We start from the raw sequence: 19575 nt of genomic DNA, 5'->3' as shown, positions 1-19575 counted from the left end.
TCCGGGGCCGGGGATCGTCTATTGCCCGACACGCGACGGGACCGAGCGGATGGCGGCGAAGCTCGCGGCGGCGACGGGGCGGCCGGTCGCGGCCTATCACGCTGGATTAGACCCCGAACGGCGCGCGCGCGTGCAGCATGATTTCGTCGCGTCGGAGGACGGGATCGTCACCGCCACGGTCGCCTTCGGCATGGGGATCGACAAGCCCGACGTGCGCTTCGTCGCGCATGCCGGGCTGCCGAAGTCGATCGAGAGCTATTATCAGGAGACGGGGCGTGCGGGACGCGACGGCGACCCGGCCGAGGCGCTGATGCTGTGGGGCGCCGACGATTTCGCCCGGGCGCGGATGCGGCTCGGCGAGCTGCCCGAAGCGCGCATGGCGGGCGAGCGGGCGCGATTGAATGCGCTCGCGGCGCTGGTCGAGACGGTCGAATGCCGCCGCGCGCTGCTCCTCCGCCATTTTGGCGAGCACCCGCCCGAACGCTGCGGCAATTGCGACACTTGCCTCGACCCTCCGCGCCAGATCGATGCGACGGTGCTCGCGCAGAAATTGCTGAGCGCGGTCTATCGCACCGGGCAAAGCTTCGGCGCGGGGCACGTCGAGGCGGTGCTGACGGGGAAGAGCGACGAACGGATCGCCCAGCGCGGGCACGATAAATTGTCGGTGTTCGGGATCGTCGAGGGCGAGGAGGCGCGGCTGATCAAGCCGCTCGTCCGCACCCTCGTCGCGCGCGAGGCGCTCGAGACGACCGAGCATGGCGGGCTGATGTTCGGCCCCGCCGGGCGCACGATGATGAAGGGCGAGACGCCGGTGCTGATGGCGGAACCGCCGGTGAAGCGGACGCAGCGCGAAGGTGGGCGGGCTTCGCGGGCCGACCGCGCCGAGGCCAATCCGGTCGGCGATCCGCTGTTCGACGCGCTGCGCGCGATGCGGCGCGAGCTTGCCGCCGAGGCGCAGGTGCCGCCCTATGTGATCTTCCACGACGCGGCACTGCGCGCGATGGCGAGCGAGCGGCCCGCGACGCGCGCCGATCTGGCGTCGATCCCCGGCGTCGGGGCGAAGAAGCTGGAGGCGTGGGGCGACGCTTTCCTGTCGGTGATCCGCCAGTTTTGAGCTAGCAGGGCGCGCATGGGGGCGTTCGACCTTATCGACCCGATGATTCGCGGCGGCGCGGTCGCGCTGTTCCTGCTGTGGATTGCGATCCTGTGGCGCGACCATCGCGCGGTGCCTGCTGCGCGGGTCGCGATCGCGATGAATCTCTCGATCATTGCCTATCTGCTCGCGCGTGTGCTCCATCCCGACCGACCGACGCGCTTCCCCTATGTGATCGCCGACGCGCTGTCGGTGATGGTGCCCGCGCTGTTCTGGCTCTTCGCGCGGCTGTGGTTCGACGACCGGCGCCGGATCGGCTGGCCGAGCTGGGCGCTGGTCGCAGGCTTCGGGATGTTGCCGCTGATCCAGATCGCGCTGATGGCGACGACCGGCGATTATAGCTGGCCGCTCTGGATATTCGTCCGTATCGGCATGTTCGGTTTCGCGGTGGCGGGGATGTGGATTGCGTGGCGCGGGCGCGCGAACGACCTGATCGAGGCGCGGCGCGCGTTCCGGCTGGCGGTGATCGGCGCGATCGGCGGTTTCGCCATCTGGGTCAGCTTCATCGAGATGTTCCACAACCGTGACATGGGCCACGACCTTGCGCGCACGCTGACCCTCGTCGCGATCCTGATCGCGACTTTCATCGTCTCGGTTGGCCTCTATCGCTTCCGTTCGGGCGAGTTGTTCGCCGCGCCCGACGCCGCGGAGACGCCGGTCGCGCGGCCCGCCGAACCTTCGGCGCTCGCGCAGCGGCTCGGCGTGGTGATGGCCGAGGAGCGCGCCTATCGCGCCGAGGGGTTCAGCATCGCCGCGCTCGCGGCGCGGCTCGGCGAGCCTGAATATCGCGTGCGGCGCGCGATCAACGGCGAGATGGGGCACCGCAACTTCACTGCTTTCCTCAACGGCTTCCGCCTCGACGAGGTGCGCGCGGCGCTCGCCGATCCGGCGCAGCGCGAGGTGCCGATCCTGACGATCGCGCTCGATGCGGGCTTCGGTTCGCTGGGGCCGTTCAACCGTGCGTTTCGCGATGCCGAGGGGATGACGCCGAGCGAATATCGCGCCGCCAGACTGGCCGATTCCGGAATCGGCTAGCCGATTTTCGACAGTGCGGGGCAATGAGGGCAGGATAATGATCGAAACGCTGCATCTTTTTCAAAGGATGCTTGCATGATCGAATCCATTCCTCCCCTCGCCATCCTGCTGAAGCAGGGCCCGGCGATGTTCGCCTTCGACTTCGGGCGCTATCTTGTCGCCGCGAGCGTCACCAGCGCCGTCGTTTGGGGGCTGCGCCGGTCGAGCATCGCGGCGCGCAAGATTCAGGCGCGCGAGGCGACCGCCGCCGACAGGCGCCGCGAATTCCTGCAATCGCTGCAGACGGTTGGTGTCTATCTGTTCGTCGCGCTGTTCATCGTCTGGGGCGTCGATGCCGGAGTACTGCACCGCTTTCAGGGGAGTTACGGCTTCTGGGGCGATGCGGCGCTGCTGGCGGCGATCGTCGTCGCGCACGACGCCTATTTCTATTGGGTCCATCGTGTGATGCACCATCCGAAGCTGTTCAAGCATTTCCACCGCGCGCACCATCGTTCGATCACGCCCACGCCGTGGGCCGCCTATAGCTTCGCTATCCCCGAGGCATTCGTGATGATCCTGTTCGTACCGATCTGGCTCTTCTTCGTCGCAACGCCGGTGTGGGTCATGTTCCTGTGGATCAACTTCCAGATCATCCGCAACGCGATGGGCCACGCCGGGTTCGAACTCCATCCGCGCTGGTGGCTGGCGACGCCGCTGACGCGCTGGATCAACACGACGACGCACCACGACCTGCACCATGCGGGCGGCTTCAATACCAATTACGGCCTCTATTTCACCTGGTGGGACAGATGGATGGGGACCGAGCATCCGCATTATGCCGAGCGGTTTCACGAGGTCGTGTCGCGCGCGCCGGTGCGCGCCGCGGACCGGGCGGAGGCAACCGCCTGATCCCGCTCCTTTCATGCTTGTCAGCACGGGCGCGGCGGGAGTAGATCGCTGGCATGAGCGATTTTCGTCCCCTGTCCGCCCACTATAGCGTCGCGCCGCAAATCTCGATCGAGGATGTCGCCGAGGCGAAGGCGCAAGGCTTTGCCATGGTAGTGAACAACCGCCCCGACGGCGAGGAGCCTTCGGCGCCGCAAGGCGACGACATCGCCCATGCCGCCGCGGCCGAGGGCCTCGCCTATGCCGCCATCCCGATCGGCCATGCGGGGTTCAGCCACGCGCAGATCGACGCGCTCGACAAGCTGCTGGCCGACGCGACGGGGCCGATCCTCGCCTATTGCCGCTCGGGAACGCGCTCGACGCACCTCTGGGCCTTGGCGCGGGCGCGGGCGGGCGAGGATGTCGAGGGAATCGTCGCGGCGGCGGCGAAGGCGGGCTATGACCTGACCGGCCTCCGGCCGATGCTGGACGCGCTCGCGGGGGAAAAATGAACCAGGCGGCGCTGATCCAGCTCGGCGCATCGCTTGTCGCGGTGCTGTTCGTCGCCTGGCTGGTCAAGCGGATCGGGCTCGGTGCCGACCCGCGGATCGCGGATGCCGATCATGCGATCCGGCTCGCCGAGGAAGCCGAGGCGGGGTTCAAGGGCATCGAGGTCGCGCGCGACCGCGCGGGCTTTGCCGCAATCGTCCGCAATGCCGAGGGGCGGATGATGCTGGTGCGCGCGCACGGCAATCATTTCGCGGCGCGGCCGGTCGATGCGGCGACGGTCGGGCGGCTCGACAAGGAGTTCCTGACGCTGACCGGCCCCGAGCGCACGTTCGGCGCGGTGACGCTGCAATTGGGGAAGGATGCGGGGATGTGGGCGAGCCGGATGCGGGAAATCTCCGGTCGTTCGGCGTTGCCGAACGAGGCGGCACCGGCCCGCTCCCCCACCCGGCCGCCCATTTCAGGATACGCTGTGGGCGGCCGGGTGGGGGAGCGGGCCGGTGCCGCCACCCCTTCGTCAGAAGGGGCTGCAAAACGTGGATAAATTGCCCGATCCCGTCGTTTACGCCGTTCCCGGCTTCATCCTGCTGCTTATCGTCGAGATGCTCATCTCGCTGCGCCGCGACAGGAGCCGCTACGAGGCGCGCGATACGCTGACCTCGCTGATGCTCGGGACGATCAGCCAGGTCGCGGGCGCGGCGGTCGGCGCGGCGGTGATCGGCATGGCGGTGTGGGTCTACCAGTTCCACATCTTCGACATCGGAATCGAATTCCGCACCTGGTGGTGGGCGTGGATTCTCTGCTTTTTCCTCGACGATCTTGCCTATTATGTCTTTCACCGCAGCGCGCACCGCGTGCGCTGGTTCTGGGCGAGCCATGTCATCCACCACAGCTCGCAGCATTATAATCTCTCCACCGCTCTCCGGCAGACATGGACGGGCTTCTTCAGCCTGACCTTCCTGTTCCGCCTGCCCCTGTTCCTGATCGGCTTTCCGCCCGCGATGGTCTTTTTCTGCGCCGGGCTGAACCTGATCTATCAATTCTGGATTCATACCGAGGCGATCGGGCGGATGCCCAAATGGTTCGAGGCGGTGATGAACACGCCGTCGCACCACCGCGTCCATCACGGGGTGAACCCGCGCTATCTCGATGCGAACTATGCCGGGGTCTTCATCATCTGGGACCGGATGTTCGGGAGCTTCGTCGCCGAACGCGACGACGAGCCGGTGCGATACGGCATCGTCAAGCAGCTCGGCAGCTTCAACATCCTCTGGGCCGCGGTGCACGAATGGGTCGGGATCGCGAAGGATGTGTGGGCGGCGCCCTGGCGGCACAAGCTCTCCTATATGTGGCGCGAGCCCGGCTGGAGCCACGACGGCAGCCGCGCGACGAGCGCGACGATCAAGGAACGCTGGGCCGCGGGGCGGCCGGTAGAGGAAGCGGCAGAGTAGCCCGCCAACCGGGCGTTGGAGGGTTCGCGCAGAGATTTTGCTCACGCGGAGACGCGGAGACGCGGAGGCGCGGAGAAAAACAGAAAGCTGTTCGCCCTGAGCCCTTCGACTGCCTTGCAGGCGCTCAGGAGAGCCTTGTCGAAGGGCCGCTCTTTCTCTTTTGAACTCTGGAGAAGGACGGTGCTTCGACAAGCTCAGCACGAACGGAGAGGGATAGTTTCTCCGCGCCGCCGCGTCTCCGCGCGAACCTCATTTCCCCTCTGCGCGCTCTGCGTTCTCTGCGCGAAATCCTCTTCTTCCTTGCCTCGCCTACTAATGACATTCATGTAAGTCTCCAATGACCACCGATCGGCGGCGAGGGAGAGCGGCAAGCATGGATCAGTTCGACATCATCGTCATCGGCGGCGGCAGCGCGGGGAGCGCGGCGGCAGGGCGGCTCGCCGAGGACGGGTCGCGCAGCGTTTGCCTGATCGAGGCGGGCGGCCGCAACGACACGATCCGGGTCAAGACGCCGGGCTTCATGCCCTTCATCCCCGATGCGTCCAACTATCGGTACGAGACGGTGCCGCAGAAGGGGCTGAACGGCCGCACCGGCTATCAGCCCCGCGGACGCGGGCTCGGCGGGTCGAGCGCGATCAACGCCATGGTCTATATTCGTGGGCACGCCTTCGATTACGACCAATGGGAGGCACTCGGCGCGACAGGGTGGAGCTATGCCGACGTGCTGCCCTGGTTCAAGCGCAGCGAAGGCAATGAGCGCGGTAGCGATGACTTCCACGGCGGCGACGGGCCGCTCAATGTCATGGACCAGCGCTGGCCCAATGTGACGAGCCGGCGCTTCGTCGAGAGCGCCGCTGCGCTGCAATTGCCGCGCACCGCCGATTTCAACGGAGCACAACAAGAGGGGTTCGGGCTCTATCAGGTGACGCAGAAGGCGGGGGAGCGCTGGTCGGCGGCGCGCGCCTATGTCGAGCCGCTGCGCGAGCGGGCGAACTTCGCGATCCGTACCGGAGCGCTGGTCGAGAAGATCATCGTGGAGGGCGGGCGCGCGACGGGGGTGGTGATCCGGCGCGGCGGCAAGCGCGAGACGCTGCGGGCGCGCGGCGGTGTGATCCTGTCGGCGGGGGCGTTCGGTAGCCCGCAGATTCTGATGCTGTCGGGGATCGGACCCGCATCGCACCTCAAGGACAGGGGGATCGATGTGGTCGCCGATCGCGAAGGCGTTGGCTCGAATTTGCAGGACCATATCGATTATGTGTCGAGCTGGGAGACGCGCTCGACCGATCCGTTCGGCGACAGCCTGGGCGGGACGTGGCGGATGGTGAAGGCGATCGTCGAACATCGCACGAAGCGCACCGGGATCATGACGACCTGCTTCGCCGAGGCGGGCGGCTTCTGGAAATCGCATCCCGACCTGCCCGCGCCCGACGTGCAATATCATTTCGTCCCGGCGATGCTTGAGGATCATGGCCGCGCCAAGGTGAAGGGGCACGGCTTTTCGTGCCACGCCTGCGTGCTGCGCCCCGAGAGCCGGGGAAGCGTGACGCTGGCATCGGGCGATGCGGCCGCGGCGCCGCTCATCGATCCCGGCTTCCTGACCGACGAGCGCGACATGACGACGTTGCGCGCCGGGGTAAGGATGATGCACCGCATCGTCGCCGCGCCGCCTTTGTCGGACTATGCCGGCATCGACCGGCATCCGGTCGATCTCGATGACGATGCCGCGCTCGACGCGCTGATTCGCAGCCGCGCCGATACCGTCTATCATCCGGTGGGCACATGCCGGATGGGAAGCGACGCCGACGCGGTGGTCGATCCGGCGCTCAAGCTGAACGGCATCGAGGGGCTATGGGTCGCCGACGCGAGCATCATGCCGCGCCTCGTCAGCGGCAACACCAACGCGCCGAGCATCATGATCGGCGAACGCGCGGCCGATTTCGTAAAAGCGGCGTTGGCCTGATTACTGGGGCCTGATTAAAGAGGCCTGATTGTCGGAAAAGCTGGATGCCCCGTGAGGATTCGAACCTCAATAGACGGAATCAGAATCCGTAGTCTTACCATTAGACGACGGGGCAACGAGGGGCGGCCCATAAACGGCTGATTTCTGCGGGTCAAGGCCCCATGCGACGAGAAATTGTGACGGACATGGTGTGACGAAACGTCACAATCGGTTTTCTGCCGTTTTTCGACTCAAAATTAGGGCCGACACTAGAGAACGATTGCATGGCCTTCGCATCATTCGTGCCTGATCTGCACTCGATTGTTCAGCAATTGAATCGCACATGAAAAGTAATGTTCATGTTTTGTTCTAATGTAGGCCGCGCCTCGAAAAGTCGTCGGTCTGAGCTAGCTAGGTATAAAGGAATCTTTATAAGCAGCCGAATTCCGCCCTTAGAACGCCTAGTGAACAAACATAAGGTGACCGGGCCGTTCATCTTGCATTTTTACGACCATCTGCTAAAACAAATCGGGCCGGGGGAGACCACTAATCTCCACCGGCCCTATTGGAAAACAACGTCCCGAAGGAGCGTTGGCTGTGATCACAAATGGGTTGTACGCCTCTTTAGCGGTCTGGTCAACATCCTTCGGGCTCTAGGGCTCGAAAGGATACCGCAGAAAACAAGGCTTTCCCACTACCGACGGCGCTATCGGCTCAGCGTGGAAACGGCATTCCGCGCCCACGCTGCAAGCATGGCGATGGGGCCCAACGAACTCGGAATTCTGGCGATAACCTCGCCCTCGACCCGGCCAAAATGCAACTGGCTGAGCCGCTGGCGCGCGTCCTCTATAGAAGTTGCCGGCAGTTCGATGTTCCACTCGCCGCCGTCATGACGATAGCTCACCAAATAGCTTTTGAATTCCGACATAGGGATATCCTATCATGAACGGACATTATAAACTTTACCAAGACACCCGTAGCCAGTGGCGGTGGCGCTATGTGGCGGCCAATGGTCGCACTATCGCTGACAGCGGCGAAGGCTACTATAACCGCCAAGACGCGATCAACGGCATCGCGATCATGAAGGCGTCTTACAACTCGCCGGTTTACTAAACGCAAAGAGAGTGGCGTCGTATCGATAATTGCCGATGCGGCGCCATTTCTCCACAGACTTTTCATTTCCGTATAGCGTCCAAAGCCTATTGTGACGGTCACATCCTCGGTGTGACGAAATGCGCAACAAGGCGCAATTCGACGCAATATCAAACGATCAAGTCATTGAAAATATTGCGCCCTTTCCAGTCTTACCATTAGACGACGGGGCAACGAGGCGCGCGCAATATGATCCGGCGGACCTCCTGTCAAGGCCGCCGCGGCGACTTGCAACAGTCCGCTTGCTCTGGCGCATTTCGCCGCTAGCATCGCCCGCACAACAAGAGGGGGCCGCGTCCGGCGCGGACACCCCGGAGGAGTGGGCTGATGCGTCATGTCGCGATCGTCGGGTCGGGTCCGGCGGGTTATTATACCGCCGAATCATTGCAGAAGGCCGACGATATCGCGGTCGATGTCATCGACCGGCTGCCCGTTCCCTATGGCCTGATCCGCACCGGCGTCGCCCCCGATCACCAGTCGATCAAGGCGGTGTCGCGCCGCTACGAGGGGGTTGCGCTCACCGATAATGTCCGCTTCGTCGGCCATGTCGCGGTCGGCAGCGACGTGTCGATCGACGAACTGACCGACCTTTACGACGCGGTCGTGCTCGCGACCGGCGCGCCGCACGACCGGCCGCTGGAGATTCCGGGCGCCGATCTGCCCGGCGTGATCGGCAGCGCGGCCTTCGTCGGCTGGTATAACGGCCACCCTGATTTCGCGACGCTCGACCCGCCGCTCGATGCCCCCGGCGTCGCGGTGATCGGCAACGGCAATGTCGCGCTCGACGTCGCGCGCATCCTCGCCAAGACCCCTGCCGAGTTCGCGGGGAGCGACATCGTCGCGCATGCGCGCGATGCGCTGTCGGCGAGCGCGGTGCGGCATATCCATATCCTCGGCCGCCGCGGCCCGCACCAGATCGCGATGACCCCGAAGGAGCTCGGCGAGCTTGGCCATCTCGAACGCGCCAGCCCGCGCGTCGACCCCGCCGACCTTCCGGCAGAGGGCGACGATGCGATGCTCGAGCCGGGTATGCGCAAGTCGGTGACGCATCTGCGCCAGTTCGCTGCGAACCCCATCGCGAAGCCCGTGACGATCGATTTCGACTTCTTCGCCATGCCGGTCGCGATCGAGGGGGACGGCCGCGTCCAGCGCGTTATCGTCGAGCGCACGACGCTCGATGCCGATCTTCGCAGCCATGGCACCGGCGAGACCTATACGATCGAGGCGGGACTGGTGGTGAGCTGTATCGGCTATCAGACGCCGCCGATTCCCGGCGTCCCCTATGAGCATGGCCGCGGGCGGTTCGCGAGCGACGAAGGGAGAATTCTGCCCGGCCTTTATGCGGTGGGCTGGGCGCGGCGCGGGCCGTCGGGGACGATCGGGACGAACAAGCCCGACGGCGCGCGAATCGCCGAACTGGTGCTGGAAGACATCGGGCGCGGCGCGGGCAAGGCGGGACGCGCGGGGCTCGACGCCCTGCTCGCGAGCCGCGACGTCGCGCCGGTAACCTTTCGCGACTGGCGCCGGATCGAGGCGGCCGAGGTCGCCGCCGCGCTCGACGGCAGGCCGCGCGAGAAATTCACCAGCGTCGAGGCGATGCTCGCCGCGATCGGGCGGTGAAGGCGGGCGCCGCGGGGTTCTGGCGCCCGGCGCTGCGCTGGCTGCTGACGCTCGCTTATGCCTATGCAGGCTATCGGCACCTCGCGACGCCCGCGCCGTTCGTGGCGATCACGCCGCCCTGGGTGCCCGAGCCGGCGCTGGTCGTCGCGGCGACGGGGGTTGCCGAGCTGGCTGGCGCGCTTGGGTTGACGATAGCGCGGACGCGCAAGGCGGCGGGCTGGGGGCTCGCGCTCTATGCGCTGTGCGTCTGGCCTGCGAATTTCCACCATGCGTTCGCGCATGTCGCGATCGGGGGCACGACGCTCGGCTGGTGGTATCACGGCCCGCGGCTCGCCGCGCAGCCGCTGATCATCTGGTGGACACTGTGGGCGAGCGGCGCGGTCGCGTGGCCGTTTGGGGCGAAAGAACAGAATTAGATATCATCGTCATTGCGAGCGTAGCGAAGCAATCCAGAGCAGGCGTAAACGGCCCTGGATTGCTTCGCTACGCTCGCAATGACGAGCCTGCCGATGCGGTCTTATTCCGCCACCGGCGTCTCTTCGGGCGGTTGGCCCTTCTGGCTCGCGGCATAAGCTTCGACCGCCTTCAGCACGCGCAGCATGTTGCCGCTGGCGATCTTTTCGAGGTCGGCCTGGCTGTAGCCGCGCTTCGCCAGCTCGGTGAACAGCGCGGGATAGCCCGAGACATCTTCCATGCCGACGGGTGCCGAGTCCATTCCGTCATAATCGCCGCCGAGCCCGACATGCTCGACCCCGATCGTCTTCCTGATATGGTCGATATGGTCCGCGACCTTCGCGACGTTGGTGGTGAGCGCGGGATGCGCTGCGTCCCACGCCTTGAGCTCGGCCTCGGCCGCGGCGGGATCGCCCGGATACATCGCCTTCAGCCGCGCCTGCTCGGCGGTGCGTGCAAGCCCCTGCGCGCGGACGTCGGCGTCGAGAAAGGTCGGCAGCAGTACGACCATGATGATCCCGCCGTTCGCCTTGACCAGCGGCAGCACGCTGTCGGGGACGTTGCGCGGGTGCGGGTTGATCGCGCGTACCCCCGAATGGCTGAACATTACCGGCGCCTTCGACGCGGCGAGCGCGTCCTTCATCGTCGCTTCGCTCGTGTGGCTGAGGTCGACGATCATCCCGATGCGGTTCATCTCGCGCACCACCTGCACCCCGAAATCGGTGAGCCCGTCGTGCGCGGGCGCGTCGGTCGCGCTGTCGGCCCAGGCGATGTTCCTGCTGTGCGTCAGCGTCATGTAGCGCGCGCCGAGATCGTACATCTGGCGCAGCACGGCCAGCGATCCGCCGATCGAATGCCCGCCTTCCATGCCGATCATCCCGGCGATCTTTCCCGCCTTCATCGCCTTTTCGAGTTCGGTGCTGCTCGTTGCGAGCATCAGGTCGTCCGGATAGCGCGCCACCAGCCGCTTCGTCACGTCGATCTGTTCGAGCGTCTGCTGGATCGCCTGCGGCTCGTCGGGGTTGGCGGGGACATAGACCGACCAGAATTGCGCGCCGACATGGCCCTTGCGGAGGCGCTGGAGGTCGGTGTGCATCGCGATCTCGGGCGGGTTGGCGCCGGGCTTCGCGGTGTGGGTGGTGTCGCGGAAATCGAAACCGTTGATCATGTTGTGCACGCGCTCGCGCAGCGCCCACGGCACGTCGTTATGCCCGTCGAACACCGGCGCCTTCTTGAGCGCGGCTTCGGCGACCGCCTCGGGCGATTGCTGCGCGGTGGCGGGGGTGGATATGAGGGCGAAAGCGGCGAGGCCGGCGAGCAGAAGAGGCTTGTTCATGGGTTGCGACCTTAAGGACCATGACGCGGAAATCGAGCCGAATTTTTGGGTGCACGCGCGACCGCAAGGTCGCGCATTTTGATACTCACACAAAGACACAAAGAGGGCGGTTGCAGACATGTACCGTCCTCTTTGTGTCTTTGTGTGAGAATATTTAAAAGCGCCTCCGGCCCCCTCGAACTTGACGTTCACGTAAACCCGGCGCAGCATCCCTTCATGACAGCTTTCGACGATTGGCGCGCCCGTTCGCCCTATTATGACGAAACCCACGAAGCGCTGGCGCAGAGCGTCCGCCGCTTCGTCGCGCGCGAGATCGCGCCCAACATCGACCGCTGGGAGGCCGAGGGTGAATTGCCGCGCGAGCTGCACAGGAAAGCCGCCGAGGCGGGCATCCTTGGGCTGCGCTATCCCGAAGAATATGGCGGGCACAGCGAGGGCTTCGACAATTTTCACGGACTGGTGCTGACCGAGGAGCTCGCCGCGGTCGGCGCGGGCGGGCTCGGCGCGTCGCTGATGACGCACGGAATCGGGTTGCCGCCGGTGCTTGCGCTCGGCTCGGAGGAATTGAAGCAGCGCGTCGCGCCGCCCGTGCTTGCGGGCGACAAGATCATCGCGCTCGGCATCACCGAGGCGGGCGGCGGGAGCGATGTCGCGAACCTCAAGACGACCGCGGTCAGGGATGGCGACTCCTACATCGTCAACGGCGGCAAGATGTTCATCACCAGCGGCATGCGTGCCGACTGGCTGACCTGCGCCGTCCGCACCGGCGGACCCGGCGCTGCGGGCATCTCGCTGTTGCTGATCGAGATGGACGCGCCGGGCGTCGAACGGACGCGGCTCGACAAGATGGGTTGGCGGTGCAGCGACACCGCCGCGATTCACTTCAGTGATGTTCGCGTCCCCGCCGAAAATCTGATCGGGCCAGAAAATGGCGGCTTCATCGGCATCATGCGCAACTTCAACTCGGAGCGGCTGGGCATGGCGATGGGCTGCTGCGCCTACGCTCGCGTCGCGCTCGCCGAGGCGGCGGAGTGGGCGCAGCAACGCGAGACCTTTGGGCGTCCGCTCGTCGGCCACCAGTCGATCCGCATCAAGCTCGCCGACATGGAGCGCCAGATCGAGGCGACGCAGGCGTGGGTCGACCTCTGCGCCTGGCAGGTCAAGACCGGCAAGGACCGTCCCGCCGATTTCGCGATGCTGAAGGTGCAGGCGACGCGGATGCTCGAAGCCGTCGCGCGCGAGGCGGCGCAGGTACTGGGCGGCGCGAGTTACATCACTGGGAGCAAGGTCGAACGCATCTACCGCGAGGTCCGCGTCAACGCGATCGGCGGCGGCAGCGAGGAAATCATGCTCGATCTGGCGGGGCGGCAGTTGTTCGGGGGAAGGCGTTAGCCTTCGTTGTCCTTCGCTTGCTTGTCGGCCAGCGCGCGCGATTCGGCCTTCAGTGGCCGTGACACCGGGCAGACTTCCTGCACATAGCCGTTGAGCACATTGGTGAGCGCCTCGGGGACGAGTCGGTAAAAGACGAACTGGCCGCGCTTCTCGCTGACGATCAGTCCAGCGTTTTCGAGCACCGAAAGATGTTGCGACACCGCCGGCTTGCTCATGTCGAAACGTGCGGCGATGTCGCCCGCGCTCAACTCGGCATGCGCAAGATAGGCCAGAATCTTGCGTCGCGGCGTCGAGGCCAAGGCCTGAAATACCCGTTCCATATGTCCCTAAATGGGCGTGCATTGCCGACTTGACAAGGATTTAGATATTTAAGTAATTTCTTATTTTCTTGCAGGAGTCGGACGATGCGAAGCAACGATGATCCCCACGCCGTCAACTTCCTGATCGACGAGCCGGGGCCCGACCCCCTCGCCGGCCGTGTCCGGGCCGACATGCCTAGCATCGCCTGGAATGGCGGCACGGCGATGGTCGCGTTGATCGCCGGGCCCTTCTTCGTGACGCCGGGGGCAATCGCGCTCTTCTTCCTGACCACCGGAGCGGCGCTGCTGCTCGGGCATAGCGTCGGCTATCACCGCATGATGATCCATGGCAGCTTCGCGGCGCCGCGCTGGCTGGCGCGCATACTCGTCTGGTTCGGCGCCTTCGTCGGCATGGCCGGTCCCTATGGCATCATCCGTGCGCACGACACGCGCGACTGGGCGCAGCGGCACGCCGACTGTCATCCCTTCCTCCGCCACGGCACCGGCATGCTCCGCGATGCGTGGTGGCAAATCTATTGCCGCCTCGATCTCGACCATCCGCCGCGCTTCGACTTTGCCGAGTTGGAGCGCGATCCCTTCTATCGCTGGCTTGAGGCGACATGGCGCTGGCAGCAACTGCCGGTCGCGCTGATCTTCTTTGCAATCGGCGGCTGGGGCTGGGTCGTCTGGGGCGTCGCGGCGCGCATCGCGGTCGCGAATCACGGGCACTGGCTCGTCGGCCATCTCGCGCACAATCGGGGGCCGCAGCATTGGACCGTCGATGCCCACGGCGTGCAGGCTTTCGATGTGCCGTGGGCGGCGATCCCGACGATGGGCGAGGCGTGGCACAATAATCATCACGCCTACCCCGGCTCGGCGCGGATAGGTCTTCATCCCGGCCAGAGCGACTGGGGCTATGCCTTGATTCACCTGTGCGAGCGGTTCGGGCTGGTGTGGGATGTCCGCACGCCTGATACGATGGGGGTTCGACCCGGCCTCTCCGAGGTGCCTCGACACAGGCAAGGCTTCGCGGCACAGTTGCCGCATGGACATCTCATCATATAGCTGGCCCGCCGAGGCCGAAACGCTGCTCGACGATCTCGTCGACCTTCGCCGCGCGATTCATCGCGAGCCCGAACTGGGCCTGCAGAATCCGAAGACACTCACGAAGATCAAGGATGCGCTGGCCGGGCTGCCGCTCGAATTGCGCGAGGGGCCGTCGACGACGGGGCTGGTCGCGATCCTGCGCGGGCCGGCGAACGGGCGCACGGTGCTGCTGCGCGGCGACATGGATGCACTGCCCCTGCTCGAAGAGACCGGGCTCGATTTTGCCTCCGAAATCAGCGGCGCGATGCATGCGTGCGGGCACGATACGCATGTCGCGATGCTCGTCGGCGCGGCGAAACTGCTCTGCGCGGCGCGCGACCGGCTGCCCGGCACCGTAATGTTCATGTTCCAGCCGGGCGAGGAAGGCCATCATGGCGCGCGCTTCATGCTGGAGGACGGGCTGATCGATCCGCTACCCGATGCGGCCTTTGCGCTCCACATCATGCCCAATGCGCCGCACGGCATTTTCGCGGGGCGCGCGGGACCGCTGCTCGCCTCGTCGGACGTGCTGTCGATCATAGTGAAGGGCGCGGGCGGGCATGCGTCGATGCCGCAGGATGCGATCGATCCGATCCCGGTCGCCTGCGCGATCGTCACCGCGATCCAGACGATGGTCACGCGCCGCATCTCGGTCTTCGATCCGGCGGTGGTCACGATCGCGAAGATCGCGGCGGGGACGACGAACAATATCATCCCCGAAACCGCCGAGATGCAGGGCACGATCCGTACCCTGTCGCCCGAACGCCGCGCGATGGTGGCACGCGAACTGAAACGGCTTGTTCCCGCGATCGCCGAGGCGCATGGCTGCACCGCCGAGGTGGTGATCGACGAAGGCTTCCCCGTCACCATCTGCGACGCGCGCGCGGTCGCGTTCGGGCAATCGGTCGTCGAGGAGACCTTTGGCGAGGAAGCCTGGCTGACGATGGACAATCCGGTGATGGGCGCCGAGGATTTCTCTTACGTCCTCGAAAAGGTTCCCGGTGCGATGTTCTGGCTCGGCGCGAGCGAGGCGGGGAGCGACTGGCGCCAATGCTGCGGGTTGCACAGCAACCATATGGTGCTGGACGAGACGGTGATGGCGCGCGGCGCGGCGCTGCACGCGGCGCTGGCGGAGCGGTTTTTGAACGAGGGGTTCGGTTGAAGAAAAGCCTCACACAAAGACACAAAGAGGGTAGTCTTATCGCGCGAGGTTTCCGTTTGCGATCCGACGCGCACCTTCCTTGAAAGTGGCTCCGCCAAAATTGATCAGCAAACCGAGTGGCAGGTCGAGAAGGCGCAAATAGGTCAGAACCTGTTTGCTGTGGAGCGGCGATAGCCGCTCCACCGATTTCAATTCGACCAACAGCTTGCCTTCGACCATCAAATCGGCCCGAAAGCCTTCCTTCAATTCAAGGCCGTCATATCGAATAGGAATCGGCTTCTGCCTTTCGATGGACAGGCCGTGACGAGCCAATTGATCCGCCAAAATCGCTTCATAGGCCGATTCCAGCAATCCTGGCCCCAAATTTTGGTGTAGACGATATCCGCAGTCGATCACAACACGGGCAATCTCCTCGATATTCGACTGCATAAGCTGCCCTCTTTGTGTCTTTGTGTGAGATTATTACGGCACCAGCACCGTATCGACCGCCTTGGGCAGCAGGGCGGGGTAATTCAGGGTGTAGTGCAGCCCGCGGCTTTCCTTGCGGTGAAGCGCACTCCGCACGATCAGGTCGGCGCATTGCAGCAGGTTTCTGAGCTCGATCAGGTCGGTCGTGACGCGGAAGTGGCCGTAATAATCCTCGACCTCGCCGGTCATCATCTTGATCCGGTGCTGCGCGCGTTCGAGGCGCTTGGTGGTGCGGACGATGCCGACATAGTTCCACATGAAGCGCCGGATTTCGGTCCAGTTCTGCTTGATCACGACCTCTTCGTCCGAATCGGTCACGCGACTTTCGTCCCACGGATGGATCGGCGGCGGGGTGTCGAGCTGGTCCCAGCGCGCGATGATGTCCCTCGCCGCCGCCTCGCCGAAGACGAAGCATTCGAGCAAGCTGTTCGACGCGAGGCGGTTGGCGCCGTGGAGCCCGCTCTCGGTGCATTCGCCTGCCGCATATAGCCCTGGTAGGTCGGTGCGGCCGTCGAGATCGATCAGGATGCCGCCGCAGGTGTAATGTTGCGCCGGTACGACCGGGATCGGCTGCTTCGTCATGTCGATGCCGAGCGTCAGCAGCTTCTCGTAGATGTTCGGGAAATGGCCGGCGACGAAATCGGGGTCCTTGTCGCTGATGTCGAGATGGACATAGTCGAGGCCGAAGCGCTTGATCTGGTCGTCGTTGGCGCGTGCGACGATGTCGCGGGGCGCCAGTTCGGCGCGCGGATCGTAATCGGGCATGTAGCGGTGGCCGGTGACGGGGTGCTTTAATATGCCGCCTTCGCCGCGCACCGCCTCGGTAATCAGGAAATTCTTGACCTCGAGATTATAGAGGCAGGTCGGGTGGAACTGCATCATCTCCATGTTGGAGACGCGGCAGCCCGCGCGCCACGCCATCGCGATGCCGTCGCCGGTCGCGCCTCTGGGGGCGGTCGAGAATTGATAGACGCGCCCCGCGCCGCCGCTGGCGAGGATCGTCGCGCGCCCGACATGCGCATGGACCTCGCCGCTCTTCTCGTCGAGCGCATAGACACCCCAGACGCGGCCCGAGCCCGAATAGCGCTCCTCGTGCCGGCCGGTGATCAGGTCGATGCACGCCTGTCCGGGGAGGAGGGTGATGTTCGGATGCGCCTCGGCGGTCTTGAGCAGCGCCGCCTGCACCGCCCAGCCGGTCGCATCGTCGACATGGACGATGCGGCGGTGCGAATGGCCACCCTCGCGGGTGAGGTGCAGCGCCTCGGCCTCCTTGTTGAAGGGGACGCCCATCTCGATCAGCCGCTCGATCGCGTGCGGGGCGTTCTCGACCACGAACTCGACCGTCTCGCGCCGGTTGAGCCCGGCGCCCGCGACCATCGTGTCCTCGATATGATTCTCGAACGTATCGCCGGCGTCGAGCACCGCGGCGATGCCGCCCTGCGCCCAGGCGGTCGAGCCGCCGGTGAGGTCGCCCTTGGCGAGGACGAGAACGCGGCAATGGTCGGCGAGTGCGATCGCGGCAGTGAGGCCCGCGGCGCCGGAGCCGACGATGATGACGTCGTGGGAAACTTCTGCTGCCATCAGATCAAACCTCTATGTCCGTTCGCATCGAGCGAAGTCGAGACGCCCCTCGACTTTGCGCTGTTCTGATGGGTGTCTCGACTTCGCTCGACACGAACGGGGGAAGGGTTCACCCATTCGCCGCCCGCGTCAAATTCAGGAACACATCCTCAAGATCGGCCTCGCGCGTCGAGACATCGACGATACCGTGGCCCATCGCGTTCACCGCGGCGAGCACCTCGCCGGCGTTGGCGCGGTCCTTGTTGTAGCTGATCGCGAGGCCCCGCTCGCCTTCGCGTTCGACCTTGTCGAAGGCGGGGTGCGAGGGCAGCACCGTGACGTCGGCGTCGAGCGTCACGACGACGATCTTCTCGCGCGCCATATCGACGAGCTCGCGCGTCGGCTTGTTCGCGATCAGCTTGCCGTGGTTGATGATCGCGATCCGGTCGCAGAGCTCCTCGGCTTCCTCGAGATAATGCGTCGTCAGCACCACGGTCACGCCGCGATCGTTGAGGCTCTGCACATATTCCCAAAGCTGCTGGCGAAGCTCGATATCGACGCCCGCGGTCGGTTCGTCGAGGACGATGATCGGCGGCGAATGGACCATCGCCTTGGCGACGAGCAGGCGGCGCTTCATGCCGCCCGAGAGGGTGCGGGCATAGGCGTCGCGCTTGTCCGTCAGGTGAACGGCGGCGAGCAGCTCGTCCGAGATACGCTTGTCCTTCGGCACGCCGTAGAGGCCCGCCTGATTCTCGAGCGTCTCGAACGGGGTGAAGAAGGGGTCGAAGACGATCTCCTGCGGCACGATGCCGATCGAATATTTGGCGTTGCGGGGATCGGCGTCGATGTCGAAGCCCCAGATGCTCGCCGATCCGCTCGTCTTGTTGACCAGGCCCGCGAGGATGTTGATCAGCGTCGACTTGCCCGCACCGTTCGGCCCGAGCAGCCCGAAGATCTGCCCGCGCGGGACGTCGAAGCTGACCTTGTCGAGCGCCTGCTTGCCGCCGGCATAGAGTTTGGAGACGGCGTCGATGCGGATGGCGGCTTCACTCATGGCGGCTGCCATAGCCGCACCTTCGCCCCCGCGAAAGCCGCGATTGAAGGGTGGGCGCCGCGTTAACGCTAAATTGGAAAGTCGCCGCTATCAGGGCGGCTGTGAGGACCAGCCACATCTTTCGCCCGCTGCCTGTGCGGCGGGCCTTCGCCATCCTTGCGTTGTCCGTCGCGACCGTTGCCGCACCGCCGGCGCTCGCGCAGAACGGCGCACCGGCCGAGGTCGATGCCATCGTGCTGCGGCCCTTGAGCTTCTTCAAGGTGAACGACCTCGATTTCGGCAGCATCATCGCTTCGGGAAGCGCGGGGACGGTGCGGCTTGCGCCGGACGGTACGCGCTCGCGTACCGGCGGTGCGACGCTCGCCGGCAATGACGGCGAGCCTGCGCGCTTCGCGGGGCTCGGGACGCCGAACCGCCAGGTCAATATCTCGCTGGGGTCGAACACGATCTGGATCACCGGGCCGGGGGTGCGGATGCGGGTACGCGATTTCGAGATCGGATCGACTCCGACCGCGATCCTGTCGACGACCCCGACGCGCTTCACGATCGCGAGTGCGCTCGGCAACTACAACTTCCCCGTGGGTGCGACGCTCGAAGTCGGTGCGAACCAGACGCCGGGCGATTATGCAGGCACGTTCACGATCACGCTGAATTATCTGTAGGGCGGAAACACTCCCTGTCGGCATGCCGGACCTGATCCGGCACCCATTTGGCGCTCGAACCCCGAATGGACCCCGGATCGAGTCCGGGGTGACGAATGATGGAGACCGATTGCCCAGCCGTGCGACCCTTGCTAAAGGCGCGTCGATGACCCAGCCTGCCCCCGCACCCGAGACGATCCGCACGTCCAAGACCCGCATCGCCTGCGACGGCACCGGCGACGGGCTTGCCAATGCCGCGCTCGGCCATCCGCGCGTGTGGCTGGAGATCGATCCCGATGAGGGCTTCGTCGACTGTGGCTATTGCGACCGGCGCTTCATCCTGACCGGCGGCATAGCCGACCACTAGGTTTCGGCGTTGCCGATCGCGGCCAAATGTTAAAGC

Annotated in this window: 21 protein-coding genes and 1 tRNA gene; 15 read left to right on the top strand and 7 right to left on the bottom strand. The window is 65.2% G+C overall.

The window, feature by feature from the left end:
• The 7 genes from ACE3SL_RS12210 to ACE3SL_RS12180 all read left to right on the top strand — a co-directional run.
• The coding region (locus ACE3SL_RS12210; RefSeq protein ID WP_374526013.1) for an RQC domain-containing protein at positions 1-1114 on the top strand (1114 nt) is incomplete at its 5' end.
• 15 nt (positions 1115-1129) lie between these two features.
• Complete coding sequence (locus ACE3SL_RS12205; protein WP_374526012.1) at positions 1130-2188, top strand: helix-turn-helix domain-containing protein; 1059 nt, start codon at positions 1130-1132, stop codon at positions 2186-2188.
• Positions 2189-2263: 75 nt separating this feature from the next.
• Positions 2264-3076 carry a sterol desaturase family protein gene (locus ACE3SL_RS12200; protein ID WP_374526011.1) on the top strand — a complete coding sequence of 271 codons (813 nt, stop codon included), beginning with the start codon at positions 2264-2266 and terminating at the stop codon, positions 3074-3076.
• Positions 3077-3129: 53 nt separating this feature from the next.
• A complete protein-coding gene (locus tag ACE3SL_RS12195) occupies positions 3130-3564 on the top strand; it encodes a TIGR01244 family sulfur transferase (RefSeq protein ID WP_374526010.1) in 435 nt (144 codons plus the stop codon).
• Positions 3561-4103, top strand: a complete 543-nt coding sequence (locus ACE3SL_RS12190; protein ID WP_374526009.1) for a hypothetical protein — start codon at positions 3561-3563, stop codon at positions 4101-4103. The genes ACE3SL_RS12195 and ACE3SL_RS12190 overlap by 4 nt, the downstream gene beginning before the upstream one ends.
• A complete protein-coding gene (locus ACE3SL_RS12185) occupies positions 4096-5010 on the top strand; it encodes a sterol desaturase family protein (protein ID WP_374526008.1) in 915 nt (304 codons plus the stop codon). The genes ACE3SL_RS12190 and ACE3SL_RS12185 overlap by 8 nt, the downstream gene beginning before the upstream one ends.
• Positions 5011-5383: 373 nt before the next feature.
• Positions 5384-6970 (top strand): GMC family oxidoreductase, encoded by a 1587-nt coding sequence (locus ACE3SL_RS12180; RefSeq protein ID WP_374526007.1) that lies wholly within the window; start codon positions 5384-5386, stop codon positions 6968-6970.
• Positions 6971-7011: 41 nt separating this feature from the next.
• On the opposite strand, the gene ACE3SL_RS12175 is transcribed toward ACE3SL_RS12180, so the two are convergent.
• Positions 7012-7085 (bottom strand) — tRNA-Gln (locus ACE3SL_RS12175).
• Positions 7086-7655: 570 nt separating this feature from the next.
• The gene (locus tag ACE3SL_RS12170; RefSeq protein ID WP_374526006.1) at positions 7656-7877 is read right to left on the bottom strand and encodes a hypothetical protein; all 222 of its coding nucleotides are present in this window, start codon (positions 7875-7877) and stop codon (positions 7656-7658) included.
• Positions 7878-7891: 14 nt separating this feature from the next.
• Here ACE3SL_RS12170 and ACE3SL_RS12165 point away from each other — a divergent pair, with 14 nt between their 5' ends.
• The 3 genes from ACE3SL_RS12165 to ACE3SL_RS12155 all read left to right on the top strand — a co-directional run bounded on the left by ACE3SL_RS12165 (position 7892) and on the right by ACE3SL_RS12155 (position 10137).
• On the top strand, positions 7892-8062 hold the full coding sequence (locus ACE3SL_RS12165) for a YegP family protein (RefSeq protein ID WP_374526005.1): 171 nt from the start codon (positions 7892-7894) through the stop codon (positions 8060-8062).
• Positions 8063-8428: 366 nt separating this feature from the next.
• Positions 8429-9721 carry an FAD-dependent oxidoreductase gene (locus ACE3SL_RS12160; RefSeq protein ID WP_374526004.1) on the top strand — a complete coding sequence of 431 codons (1293 nt, stop codon included), beginning with the start codon at positions 8429-8431 and terminating at the stop codon, positions 9719-9721.
• The gene (locus tag ACE3SL_RS12155; protein ID WP_374526003.1) at positions 9718-10137 is read left to right on the top strand and encodes a hypothetical protein; all 420 of its coding nucleotides are present in this window, start codon (positions 9718-9720) and stop codon (positions 10135-10137) included. The genes ACE3SL_RS12160 and ACE3SL_RS12155 overlap by 4 nt, the downstream gene beginning before the upstream one ends.
• Before the next feature lie 101 nt (positions 10138-10238).
• Here the strand turns inward: ACE3SL_RS12155 and ACE3SL_RS12150 are convergent, their stop codons facing one another.
• Entirely contained in the window at positions 10239-11510 is a 1272-nt protein-coding gene (locus ACE3SL_RS12150; protein WP_374526002.1) for a dipeptidase, read from the bottom strand.
• A 216-nt stretch (positions 11511-11726) separates the two neighbouring features.
• On the opposite strand from ACE3SL_RS12150, the gene ACE3SL_RS12145 reads away from it, so the two are divergent.
• Positions 11727-12902, top strand: coding sequence for an acyl-CoA dehydrogenase family protein (locus tag ACE3SL_RS12145; RefSeq protein ID WP_374526001.1), 1176 nt, complete (start codon positions 11727-11729; stop codon positions 12900-12902).
• Here the strand turns inward: ACE3SL_RS12145 and ACE3SL_RS12140 are convergent.
• Positions 12899-13222, bottom strand: a complete 324-nt coding sequence (locus tag ACE3SL_RS12140) for a metalloregulator ArsR/SmtB family transcription factor (RefSeq protein WP_374526000.1) — start codon at positions 13220-13222, stop codon at positions 12899-12901. The two genes, ACE3SL_RS12145 and ACE3SL_RS12140, sit on opposite strands and share 4 nt — an antisense overlap.
• A gap of 84 nt (positions 13223-13306) precedes the next feature.
• Here ACE3SL_RS12140 and ACE3SL_RS12135 point away from each other — a divergent pair, with 84 nt between their 5' ends.
• On the top strand, positions 13307-14266 hold the full coding sequence (locus ACE3SL_RS12135) for an acyl-CoA desaturase (protein ID WP_374525999.1): 960 nt from the start codon (positions 13307-13309) through the stop codon (positions 14264-14266).
• The gene (locus tag ACE3SL_RS12130) at positions 14247-15449 is read left to right on the top strand and encodes a M20 family metallopeptidase (RefSeq protein ID WP_374525998.1); all 1203 of its coding nucleotides are present in this window, start codon (positions 14247-14249) and stop codon (positions 15447-15449) included. The genes ACE3SL_RS12135 and ACE3SL_RS12130 overlap by 20 nt, the downstream gene beginning before the upstream one ends.
• Positions 15450-15485: 36 nt before the next feature.
• Here ACE3SL_RS12130 and ACE3SL_RS12125 read toward each other — a convergent pair whose 3' ends face one another.
• From ACE3SL_RS12125 to ACE3SL_RS12115, 3 genes are all read right to left on the bottom strand, one after another.
• The gene (locus ACE3SL_RS12125) at positions 15486-15878 is read right to left on the bottom strand and encodes a GxxExxY protein (protein WP_374525997.1); all 393 of its coding nucleotides are present in this window, start codon (positions 15876-15878) and stop codon (positions 15486-15488) included.
• Between the two features lie 33 nt (positions 15879-15911).
• Positions 15912-17498: an L-aspartate oxidase gene (gene nadB / locus ACE3SL_RS12120; protein ID WP_374525996.1), complete on the bottom strand. Its 1587-nt coding sequence runs from the start codon at positions 17496-17498 to the stop codon at positions 15912-15914.
• 109 nt (positions 17499-17607) lie between these two features.
• Positions 17608-18531 (bottom strand): ABC transporter ATP-binding protein, encoded by a 924-nt coding sequence (locus ACE3SL_RS12115; protein WP_374525995.1) that lies wholly within the window; start codon positions 18529-18531, stop codon positions 17608-17610.
• A 101-nt stretch (positions 18532-18632) separates the two neighbouring features.
• Here ACE3SL_RS12115 and ACE3SL_RS12110 point away from each other — a divergent pair, with 101 nt between their 5' ends.
• Entirely contained in the window at positions 18633-19193 is a 561-nt protein-coding gene (locus ACE3SL_RS12110) for a DUF4402 domain-containing protein (protein ID WP_374525994.1), read from the top strand.
• Positions 19194-19338: 145 nt separating this feature from the next.
• Positions 19339-19539: a zinc-finger domain-containing protein gene (locus ACE3SL_RS12105; RefSeq protein WP_374525993.1), complete on the top strand. Its 201-nt coding sequence runs from the start codon at positions 19339-19341 to the stop codon at positions 19537-19539.
• The last annotated feature ends 36 nt before the right edge of the window (positions 19540-19575 follow it).

It is taken from the genome of Sphingopyxis sp. (genome assembly GCF_041916015.1).
Taxonomy (GTDB): domain Bacteria; phylum Pseudomonadota; class Alphaproteobacteria; order Sphingomonadales; family Sphingomonadaceae; genus Sphingopyxis.
This window is presented reverse-complemented; position numbering and strand designations above follow the sequence as displayed.